The sequence below is a fragment of the Malaciobacter mytili LMG 24559 genome (genome assembly GCF_003346775.1).
Classification (GTDB): domain Bacteria; phylum Campylobacterota; class Campylobacteria; order Campylobacterales; family Arcobacteraceae; genus Malaciobacter; species Malaciobacter mytili.
Genome location: NZ_CP031219.1, coordinates 927,623 through 938,749 on the forward strand (window position 1 = coordinate 927,623; position 11,127 = coordinate 938,749).

An 11,127-nucleotide genomic window follows, 5' to 3' on the forward strand; every position below is an offset into this window, starting at 1 on the left:
ATATTTTTTACATTTGTTTTTCAAACTTAAACATTTCATCATCTTCCTCATCAAAATTTTGATTTGACTTAAAATTTGGATCGGGATGATATTTACTAAAATATTCCACAATTTTAAAGCCACACTTATTTACATAAAAATGAATATTTCTTTTTTCAAAATAGGGTGTAGTAGTTTCCCATACTTTTGTCTTTGGATGATTTTTTCTATTGCTTTCCAAGCTTTATATCCACTACCTTGACTATGACAATTAGTTGATATAAAAAATAATATTTAATTTATTTGTATGGTTTTTCATAATTCATTTCCTATTTATATAGTTTTATTAATTCTATTTTCTTAAGTGATTTTTCTAGGGTTAAATTTTCTATATAAAATTACTGCGATTATAAAAGTAATAAATTCAGCCATTGGTATTGCTATAAAAATACCATCTAAATCAAATAAAAATGGTAATGTAAATATAAAAAATACAGGAAAAATAAAACTTCTTGATAACGCAATAATCATTGATTGTAAAGGCTTATGAATTGCAGTAAAATAAGCAGAAATCACAAGATTAATACCATCAAAAAGAAAAACTATCCATATAAATGTAGCAAAATTTAAAACTAATTGTTTTGTTTTATGATTAGTATCTTCTAAAAAAATATTTGCAAGTTTATCTGGAATAAATATAATTAAGCTTATCATTATAAGACCAACTAAACTTGTAGAAATAAAAGCTAATTTTAAAAACTCTTCTATTCTTTTACTCTGTTTTGCACCAAAGTTTTTACTAATAATTGGTTGTAAAGAGTCACTTATTCCAAAACTTATCATTATTCCAATAAATAAAAGATAATTTATAACTGTAAATGCTGCAATTCCTTCTACACCAAAATTCTTTATCATAACATAGTTAAAAATTAAAGTCATTATTCCTATTGAAATTTCATTTACAAACTCTGAAGCACCATTATAACAAGCTTTTGCAATTTGAATATAACTTCCTATAGGTTTTACAAATCTAAGAGTTGCTTTTTTTGAAAAAAAATGAGGTAAAAGAATAATCAACAAAGTAAGTTGAGAAATACCTGTAGCTAGAGCTGCTCCAAAAATACCTTTTTGTAAATATACAATCATAAACCAATCTAATATAAAATTTATTAGAGCACTAGAAAGTAAAGCTATAAAAGCAAGATTTGGTCTATTATCAATTCTTACAAAATAATCTAAAACTATTCCAATCATTAAAAAAGGAATAAAAAATAACATAATAGATAAATACTGTATGGCAACATTTGTTAAGTATTCATCTGCCCCAAAAAAATGTAAAATAGTCTCAATATTTAAAAATAAAACACTGCAAATTATAAAACTAAAAATAGTTACACAAATCATCGTTTTAGTAAAAATAATAGAGGCTTTTTTAATTTCTCCTTCACCTATTAGTTTTCCAGCTACAACACTACTACCAATTGCTAACATAAAAGCAAATCCAAATAAAAAAGAGAAAATAGGTAAGCTTATATTTATTGCTGCAAGTCCAAAATCTCCTACATAATTTCCTATAAAAAATCCATCAACTATATTTGCTGATGAAATTGCTAACATACCTAATACAGATGGTATTGAGTATTGAAAAAAGACTGATAATATTTTATTTTTTGTTACATTCATATAAATTTCTTTTTCGTATCTTATTATGATACATAGCTAAATCAAAGAATTTAAGTATTTGTTTCTTGATTTTCTATGATAGTTTTCTTTATTTATTATTCTAATAATATTTTCTAAAAATAAGTAATTTAATACTAGCAAAAGAATACTTTCATTTAAATAAACCACTAGTTTATTTAAAAAGTATTTTTAAATATTTAGGTTTCTTTTTAATAAAGTAGTAAGTTTTTTATAGTTTAAAAAGTGAAGAATAGACTCTTTTAAAAGAGTCTATTTTCTATATTTTGCATCTAGGCTATATTTACCTGCTCCTATAAATATTATTGAAATAGAAATTAATAGATAAATTAAAGGTAATTCAATTACTAGACCACCTGTTTCTTCTAAAGTAAATATATCTGTACTATGGGCTAAAAATATGGCAAAAAACATTGTTAAAGCAAAAAATAAAGATGAAATCCTTGTAAATAAACCAATGATTATCAAAATTGGAAAAATAATTTCCCCCAAATAAACACCATAAGCTATAAATTCAGGAAGTTTTGCTTGTGTAACTAGGAATTTTATTCCATCAATTCCATTAAAAAGTTTAAAAAAACCATGAAATAACATAAGTCCTGCTATACTTAATCTTAAGATTAATTTACCAATATTTTCATTTAAAACACAAGCTAATCTATTTTCGCAACTTGTCAAAATGTATCCTTTTTTTAATTTTTGGGATTATATTTTTTTAATGTTTAATAATTGTTAAGTAATAAAATTTTAATAATAATTTATCAAAAAATAAAAATTTTTAGATAAATTTTGTTACAATAGACACAATTAATTGGTAAAAGTGACACTTTTATTTAGATAGGAGATATTAAAATGTTTAATTTTGGAAAAACTGAAGAAGAAATAGGAAGACTTAATGCAATGGAAGAAAACTTTGCAATTATATCTTTTGAACCAAATGGTAAAATTATACATGCAAATGATAATTTTTTAAATGCTTTAGGATACAAACTTAATGAAGTTGTTGGTAATCACCATAGAATATTTTGTGATAAGACATATACAAATTCAAAAGCTTATACCAAATTTTGGAATGATTTAGCAAATGGAATATCTCAAATAGATGAATTTGAAAGATTTAAAAAAGATGGTACTTCTATTTGGATTCAAGCTTCTTATACTCCTGTAAAAAATAAAAGTGGCAAAGTAACAAGAGTTATTAAATTTGCACAAGATATTACTGATTCAAAAAAAGTGATAGATGCTGTTAAAAATTCTATTGATTTAGCAAAAACAGGAATTATGAAACAAACTATAACTGAATCAACTAAAAATGAAGGAATTGAAAATCTTAAAAATGGTATAAATGAACTATATCAAATTGTCTCTTCTAAAGTTGATGGAGATTTAAATAAAATATCTACTTCTTTAACTTCTTTTCAAAATTTAAACTTTACACATAGAATAAGTGGTGATTTAGGGGAAGTATCAATAGGATTAAATAATCTAGCAGATATTATAAATGAAATGTTAGTTGAAAATAAATCAAATGGTCTAACTTTAGATGAAAGTTCAAATATCCTTTTATCAAATGTAGATAAATTAAATATTAGTTCTAATGAAGCAGCAGCTTCTTTAGAAGAAACAGCAGCAGCACTTGAAGAAATAACATCAAATATTAGAAATACTACAAGTAATATAGCAAAAATGTCTAGTCTTTCAAATAATGTAACTACTTCAGCATCACAAGGTGAAAAGCTTGCAAGTAAAACAACTGTTGCTATGGATGAGATTAATACTCAAGTAAGCCTAATTACTGAAGCTATAAGTATAATAGATCAAATTGCATTTCAAACAAATATTTTAAGTTTAAATGCAGCAGTTGAAGCTGCAACAGCAGGAGAAGCTGGTAGAGGGTTTGCCGTTGTTGCACAGGAGGTTCGAAATTTAGCTTCTAGAAGTGCAGAAGCAGCAAAAGAGATTAAAAATATTGTTGAGACGGCTAAAAGTAAAGCAGATGAAGGGAAAGAAATAGCAAGTCATATGATAGATGGATATAAAGAGTTAAATCAAAATATTCAACAAACTATAACTCTTATTTCTGATATAGAGATGTCAAGTAAAGAGCAATTAACTGGAATTGAACAAATAAATGATGCTGTAACTCAACTAGACCAGCAAACTCAACAAAATGCACAAATAGCATCACAAGCTCATGATGTGGCACAAATAACTGATAATATAGCAAAATTAGTTGTAAATGATGCCAATACAAAAGAGTTTATTGGTAAAAATGAAGTTAAAGCAAAAAATATTAACTTAAATAAATCAAATTCGCATAATTCAAATTCAATTTATCAATCTTCTAAAAAAACTCCTATAAAAGTTGAAAGAAGTAAAACTATTACACCTAAAAATAATAATGATGAGTGGGAAAGCTTTTAAACTTCTCTCTCATACTTATATTTAACTTGTGTGATTTTTAATATATGATTATGTTTTTATTTTAAAGTGCACAAATTATAAATTTTACTTGCTAATAAGCTATTAAAATAAAAAAGGTAAGAAGTTTTTACTTCTTACCTTCCTAATAGAATAGGGCTTATAGCTTATTCTGCAACTTCTACTGTTACGGGTGTACCTTCCCAGATACCATGCTTAGTACAGTATCCATGAGCAACTAAGTTAAGTTTTTTACCAGTTGGAATAATTGTAAAAGTTGTAGTATTATGAGCTTTAACATTTCCTAATGTTCCAGGTACATAAGTAGCTTTTGCTAATAATGTTTCCCCATTAAATAATGATACAGACTCAATATAGTGATCAAAATCATCTGGATGAGTATATTCATTACCCATTTTTACAGTTACTTCAAATGGCTCTCCTGCTTTTGCAGTTTCATTACAGTGAATAAATGGCGAGTGTCTATCAATTAAATCTTTTTTCGCTTCTCTTTCAACAGTATCTATATCAACATATTTGTTAATCTTTGGCATAGTTCTAACTCCTTAAAAAAATTACAATTATTATATAATAAAAATTATTAATTAAATTGCAAGTATAGCTTTGTAAAATTATTATTTAAGAAAAAACTTAGTTTTTAACTTCAACTACTTTATACAATTATTAGGTATAATTTCCCCCATGAATAAAGAAGACTTTTTTATAGAACAATTTTCCAAACAAACTAAATTTATTGGTGATGATGGAGCAGTTATAAAAGACTTAGTTTACTCAAGTGATGCGTTTTTTGAAAATGTACACTTTAAAAAAGAGTGGATGAGCTTAAAACAAATTGCTGCAAAAGCTATGCTTGTAAATATCTCAGATGCAATTGCTATGAATGCAAGACCCCTTTATGCTCTTTTAACTGTTGCTATCCCTAAAGACTATACTCAAAGTGATTTAAGAAAATTAGCTAATGGCTTTAAAAAAGTAGCCAAAGAGTATAATATTCAAATCATAGGTGGAGATACAATATCAAATGAAAAATTAGATATTTCTATTACAATTATTTCAAAAACAAATAATCCAATATATAGAAGTGGGGCAAGAATAGGGGATTTAGTTTGTTATACTGGAGATTTGGGAACTTGTAAAAAGGATTTAAAAAAACTTTTTAAAGGTAAAAAAATTTCTTCAAAATCAAAATTTATAAAACCAAAACTAAAAGCAGAGTTTTTTTATGAAATTTCAAAATATATAAATGCTTCTTTAGATATATCTGATGGATTATTTTTTGAATTACAAAGGGTTTCAAAAGCAAGTAAAGTTGGTTTTAAATTTTTTGAAAAAATAGATGAAAATATTGGAACTTCAGGAGAAGAGTATGAGTTACTATTTACTTTTCCCAAAAAGCATTTAGAAAAGATTATGAGTGCTGCTAAAAAGCACAAAGTACCTTTAAATATATTTGCAAAAACTATAAAAGGTAGTTTTGAAACTACTTTTAAAAATCACCATTTTTAAGGAATATTATATTGACAAATTTACAAAGATATTTAAATCATTCAAAGATTGATGTTGTTTTCAAGCAAAGCAAAGAGGATTTTGTTGTTACAGAAATACCTTTATATGATTTTAGCAATGAGGGTGAACATTTAATTATTAAGTTTAGAAAAAAAGATTTAACAACTTGGGATGCTCTTTCAATTTTTGCAAATCATTTTGGTTGTAAAAGTAGAGATATTGGATATGCAGGATTAAAAGATAAAAATGCAATGACAGTTCAACATATCTCTGTGCATAGAAAATTTGAAGAAAAACTTGCTACTTTTTCCCATGACCAAATAAAAATTCTAGATACTACATATCATAATAATAAGATAAAAATTGGGCATTTAAAAGGCAATAAATTTTTTATTAGATTAAAAAGAGTAAATCTTGTAGATGCAAAAAAAATAGAACAAGTTTTAGGACAAATTGCCACTTTAGGTATGCCAAATTATTTTGGTTTTCAAAGATTTGGAATTGAGCAAAATAATTATGAAAAAGGTGAAGCGATTATAAATGGGACTTTAAAAGAAAAAGATAGAAAATTAAAGCAAATGTATATCAACGCTTATCAAAGTTATTTGTTTAATAATTGGCTTTCAAAAAGAATAGAAATCTCTAAGCTTATTGATGCTTTTGAGCCAAAAGAGATATATGAAAAAATATCTTTACCTTTAGATTTAGTAAAAAGTATGAAAAAACAAGCCCATCCTTTTAAGATATTAACAGGGGATTTAATGTCTCATTATCCTTATGGAAAGATTTTTCATGCCCAAGAGTTAGAAGCTGAAGCTGAAAAATTTTACAATAGAGATAGGGTACCTACAGGATTACTTTGTGGAAAAAGAGTAAAAAAATCAATAGATGAAGCATTAACTTTTGAAGAAGAGTTTACTAAAAATATCCCAGAAGATGGTGCTAGAAGATTTGCTTGGATTTTTCCTGAAGAAGTTGAAAGTAACTATAAAGAAGATAAAAATTGGATGGAACTTCAATTTTATTTACCAAAAGGTTCTTACGCTACAGAGTTAATTTCAGAATTAATTCATTAAAAAATCAAAAAAATGTCATCTTTGACCTATTTTTCTTATATTTATAAGTAAAAAAAAGATAGACTTATATATCTAAGTTTATCTTAAGGGTCATAGATGAAATATGAAGAGTTAATTAAAGAACTATGTGATGTAATTAAAGAGTCAGAACATAATGCTTGCAAAATATATGAAGACTTTGAATTCATCCAATCTACAATTGAATCTTTTGATTTATCAATCAGAGAAAAAGAAAAAATCTCAGAAAAAATTTCAAATTCTTTAGGCTTATTACAGCATCAAGACTTACATAGACAAAAAATTGAAAGAGTTGTTAATTTTGTTTGCGAAAAAAACAACATTGATAAATCTTTATATAATTTAGCAACTTCAGCTAAAACTATTGGTCCTTGTGATTGTAATGATACTATTTCAGATGATGAGTTAGAAGCTTTAATTAAACAGATGCAACAATAAAAGAAGTTTTAAACTTCTTTTATTTTAGTTTTTTACAAGCTACTTTTTTTAGATTATTTAATTCTGTAAATATTTTAAGAGATTCTACTTCTACTTCTTTTGCTCTATCATTTAAAGCTTTATTATCTTCTTTATTACTATTTGCTTCAACTAATTTTTGAAGTTTAGTATTTAAATTTGAATTTAATACTTTTAAATTCTCTAAAATAGCAGTATCTGCTAATGTATTTGATGATGAGTAGTTTGTTATCCATTCATTCATAGATTTATCTTCAGCTACTTTCCATTTTTGGTAAGTACCTAGTTTAGAATATACATTATCTTTTAGTCTTAAAATTTCAACTTTTAATTTAGCAGTATCATATACTAAATCTACATTTGCAACACCTTCTCTTGCTTCTTGTAAGAAACTTGCTCTTGATGCTGCAGTTACTAGTGAGTCAGACATATGTGCAATTTGAGCTGACATTTTAGAAATATCATCTGCAACTGATGCATTTTTTTGAGTTGCTTGGTCTAAGTTTGTAACTGCATCATTAATTTGAATAATTCCTCTTTCTTGTTCTTTAGATGCAGTTGCAACACTATCAATCATCTCAATTGTATTAGAGATTTGCTCATTTAGTTCTTTATATCCATCAATCATATTATCAGAGATTGATTTACCTTCATTTGTCTTTGTTGTAGCATCTTCCACTAAATCTTTTATCTCTTTAGCAGCTTCAGCACTTCTATTTGCTAAGTTCCTTACTTCTTGTGCAACAACAGCAAATCCTTTTCCTGCTTCACCGGCAGTTGCTGCTTCAACTGCTGCATTTAATGAAAGAATATTTGTTTGAAATGCAATTTGATCAATTACTTCAATAGCTTCATTAATTGCACTTACTTTTTGGTTTATCTCTTCCATTGCAGTTGCCGTTGTATTTGCTAACTGCATACCTTTTTTAGCTGAATTTGTAACATTTTGAGCTAAAGAGGCCATTTTTACAGTTGCTTCTGTATTTCCTTTAATATTAGCTGTAATTTGCTCTAATGCTGCAGCTGTTTCTTCTAAAGAAGCTGCTTGTTGATTTGAAGAACTAGATAAATTATCAGATGCTTTTGATAATAAATGAGTATTTTTACTTAATTCATCACCCGTATTCATAATCATTGCTAAAATTTCAGAAGTATTATTTCCTACAAGTTTAATTCCAGCAGCCAAAGAACCTAAGTCTCCATATATACCTTTATCATCAATTTTATAATCAAATTTTGATTCAGAATAATTTCTTAAAGTTTCATTGATTTTATCTAAAGTGGCTTTTGTACTTAATATCATCATATTTAATTTATTTTTTAAATCTTCCACATAAGGGTTAGATGCTGTTGCATTTACTTTATAAACAAAAAAACCATTTCCAGTTTTTTCCAATACATCATTTGCTTCTTCAATAACAAGTTCGTCTTTTTTTAAGCCTTCTCTTACTTTATCCATATATGAATTAAATAAGACTGCAACTTCTCCTATTTCATCTTTTGATTGAACTTCTAATTTTATATTTGTATCATTTGAAGTAAGTAGGTTTTCAAATCCTTCTTTTAACTTATTAATAGGATTTGTTGCTTTTTTTACTAAAATTAAAACAAGACCAATAGTAACCCATCCAAGTATTGTAGAAATAATTAATATTTCAACAACTAAATCATAAATTCTACTATCAGCTTCATCTAAAGAAAATGTTAAATCCATAACCCCAATAACATCACCTTCTTGCTGATTAGCATGGCACATTAAACACTCTTGTGTAGCAATCATTGGTTTAATCATTCTTAAATCATGACCAGAATCTGTTTTTACTTCTAAGATTTGAGATTTTTTATTTTTAAATGATTTTAAAATATCTTCATCAGTAGTAAATTTTTCTCCAGGATTATACATTTCAATAAGAGGTTGGCTCTTTGCAACAACAAGTTCTTTTACACCTTTTATTTCTCTTGCTTCTTCTTCAGCTTTTTGAATTTGTACAGGATCACCTGTATTCATAGCATTTCTTAAGCTTTGAAACATAGCCGTATTTAACATATCTAAGTTTTCTTTTGTTGTTGCTATTGAATCAGCTTTTACACTTTTAGTAGTAAAAAAAACAATAGTTAAACTACTTAATGTCATTAAAATAAGTAGTGAAAAGATTATTTTATTACTTATCTTTCTTGTTATTATTTCGAGCATTGAAAGCCCCTTTTTCTTTAAGTTTATTTATTATATAATGAATTTTATTTATATATTATTATTTCTAATATAAAATAGAATATTTACGTAAAAAAGTAACACTTTAATAAAAAAAATAAGAAAAGAGATATATTGAAATGATTGTTGGTTTGGAAGGTAAAATTGAGAGGAAAGAGCCTACATTACTGCATATTAATGTAAATGGAATAATCTATGAAGTATTTGTTTCTCTTAATTGTAGCTCGAAAATAACGAAAAATGAAGTGAAATTATTTGTAACACATATTATTCGTGAAGATGCTCAAAATTTATATGGTTTTGTAGATATAAATGAAAAAAAACTTTTTGATACAGTTATTAAAATAAATGGAGTTGGGCCAAAAGTTGGCCTTGCAATTTGTTCTACTTTTACACCTTCTTCTTTTTCTCAAATAGTAAGTTCAAATGATATTTCAATGCTTAAAAGAGTTCCTGGTATTGGACCAAAAGGTGCAAGTAGAATTTTAGTTGAATTATCTGGATTTGTTATTGACTTTAATGAACACGATGCAAATAGTTCAAATGCTTCACTTGAAGCTTCATTGGCTTTAGAAACTTTAGGGTTTAAAAAAGATATAGTATCAAATATATTAAAAAGCTGTACAAGTACAACTACAAGTGAACTTGTAAAAGAGGCTTTAAAAAAATTACAAAAATAATTTTAGGAGAATAAGATTGAAGTTAGGTATTGTTTTTGGTGGAGTTTCTTATGAGCATGAAATTTCAATAGTTTCGGCTATTGCTATGAAAGATGTGATTAATGCAGAATTTGTTTATATTTTTTTAGATCAAAATAGAGACTTCTATCATATCCCAACACAAATTATAAAATCAAAACTTTTTAGTAGTGGTGAATATAAAAAATGTGAAAAGGTATCTTTAAAAAAGAGTGGATTTTATACTCAAGGTGGATTTTTATCTAAAGAAAAATTATTAGATATGGATTTGGTTTTAAATATAATGCACGGTGCAGATGGTGAAGATGGAGTTATAGCTTCACTATTTGAGTTTAATAATATCTCTTATATAGGGCCTAGAAGAGAAGCATGTAGTGTAAGCTTTAATAAGTTTCTTACAAAAGGTTATGCTTCAAGTATAGGTGTAAAAACTATTGATTATAAATATTTTACAAAAAATGATAAAATAGAAATTGATGAATATCCAGTTATTATAAAACCTGTAAGACTTGGAAGTTCTATTGGTGTAACTATTGTAAATAATACTCAAGAGTTAGAGTATGCTTTAGATGTAGCTTTTGAGTTTGATGATGCTATTATTGTTGAACCTTTTATAAAAGGTATAAAAGAGTATAACTTAGCTGGTTGTAAAATAGCAGGTGAATTTAACTTTTCAATTATTGAAGAACCTCAAAAAGCTGATTTTCTAGATTTTGATAAAAAATATTTAGATTTTTCTAGAACAAGTAAAGCTTTAAAAGCTGATATTAGTGAAGAGTTACAAGAAGAAATAAAAAAGAATTTTAAAGCCATTTATAATACTTTATTTGATGGGGCAATAATTAGATGTGATTTCTTTGTAAAAGATAATGAAGTATATTTAAATGAAATAAATCCTGTTCCAGGAAGTATGGCAAACTATTTATTCTCAAATTTTGATGAGATAATTAAAAATTTAGCTACTTCTTTACCTAAAACTAGAAAGATAACTATAAACTACGAATATGTAAATAAAATTCAAGCAAGCAAAGGTAAATAA

11 protein-coding genes are annotated in these 11,127 nt (G+C 26.1%); 6 read left to right on the forward strand and 5 right to left on the reverse strand.

The genetic code is table 11. The features are described from left to right. Positions 1-7 precede the first annotated feature (7 nt). The 3 genes from AMYT_RS04710 to AMYT_RS04720 all read right to left on the reverse strand — a co-directional run bounded on the left by AMYT_RS04710 (position 8) and on the right by AMYT_RS04720 (position 2,358). Positions 8-220: a hypothetical protein gene (locus AMYT_RS04710; RefSeq protein ID WP_196779630.1), complete on the reverse strand. Its 213-nt coding sequence runs from the start codon at positions 218-220 to the stop codon at positions 8-10. Between the two features lie 119 nt (positions 221-339). Next, positions 340-1,662 carry an MATE family efflux transporter gene (locus AMYT_RS04715; protein WP_114841401.1) on the reverse strand — a complete coding sequence of 441 codons (1,323 nt, stop codon included), beginning with the start codon at positions 1,660-1,662 and terminating at the stop codon, positions 340-342. 270 nt (positions 1,663-1,932) lie between these two features. Then, positions 1,933-2,358 (reverse strand): DoxX family protein, encoded by a 426-nt coding sequence (locus AMYT_RS04720; protein ID WP_114841402.1) that lies wholly within the window; start codon positions 2,356-2,358, stop codon positions 1,933-1,935. 222 nt (positions 2,359-2,580) lie between these two features. On the opposite strand from AMYT_RS04720, the gene AMYT_RS04725 reads away from it, so the two are divergent. Beyond that, on the forward strand, positions 2,581-4,104 hold the full coding sequence (locus AMYT_RS04725; RefSeq protein ID WP_228197917.1) for a methyl-accepting chemotaxis protein: 1,524 nt from the start codon (positions 2,581-2,583) through the stop codon (positions 4,102-4,104). Between the two features lie 164 nt (positions 4,105-4,268). Here the strand turns inward: AMYT_RS04725 and AMYT_RS04730 are convergent, their stop codons facing one another. Beyond that, positions 4,269-4,655 (reverse strand): class II SORL domain-containing protein, encoded by a 387-nt coding sequence (locus AMYT_RS04730; protein ID WP_114841404.1) that lies wholly within the window; start codon positions 4,653-4,655, stop codon positions 4,269-4,271. 148 nt (positions 4,656-4,803) lie between these two features. On the opposite strand from AMYT_RS04730, the gene AMYT_RS04735 reads away from it, so the two are divergent. The 3 genes from AMYT_RS04735 (at position 4,804) to AMYT_RS04745 (ending at position 7,160) form a co-directional block, all read left to right on the forward strand. After that, positions 4,804-5,628: a thiamine-phosphate kinase gene (locus AMYT_RS04735; protein ID WP_114841405.1), complete on the forward strand. Its 825-nt coding sequence runs from the start codon at positions 4,804-4,806 to the stop codon at positions 5,626-5,628. 11 nt (positions 5,629-5,639) lie between these two features. Further along, on the forward strand, positions 5,640-6,704 hold the full coding sequence (gene truD, locus AMYT_RS04740; protein WP_114841406.1) for a tRNA pseudouridine(13) synthase TruD: 1,065 nt from the start codon (positions 5,640-5,642) through the stop codon (positions 6,702-6,704). Positions 6,705-6,800: 96 nt separating this feature from the next. Beyond that, positions 6,801-7,160: a hypothetical protein gene (locus tag AMYT_RS04745; RefSeq protein WP_114841407.1), complete on the forward strand. Its 360-nt coding sequence runs from the start codon at positions 6,801-6,803 to the stop codon at positions 7,158-7,160. Positions 7,161-7,179: 19 nt separating this feature from the next. On the opposite strand, the gene AMYT_RS04750 is transcribed toward AMYT_RS04745, so the two are convergent. After that, positions 7,180-9,372, reverse strand: a complete 2,193-nt coding sequence (locus tag AMYT_RS04750; protein ID WP_114841408.1) for a methyl-accepting chemotaxis protein — start codon at positions 9,370-9,372, stop codon at positions 7,180-7,182. 137 nt (positions 9,373-9,509) lie between these two features. Here AMYT_RS04750 and ruvA point away from each other — a divergent pair, with 137 nt between their 5' ends. Both ruvA and AMYT_RS04760 read left to right on the forward strand, forming a co-directional pair. Continuing rightward, entirely contained in the window at positions 9,510-10,070 is a 561-nt protein-coding gene (ruvA, locus tag AMYT_RS04755; RefSeq protein WP_114841409.1) for a Holliday junction branch migration protein RuvA, read from the forward strand. A 16-nt stretch (positions 10,071-10,086) separates the two neighbouring features. Beyond that, a complete protein-coding gene (locus AMYT_RS04760) occupies positions 10,087-11,127 on the forward strand; it encodes a D-alanine--D-alanine ligase (RefSeq protein ID WP_114841410.1) in 1,041 nt (346 codons plus the stop codon).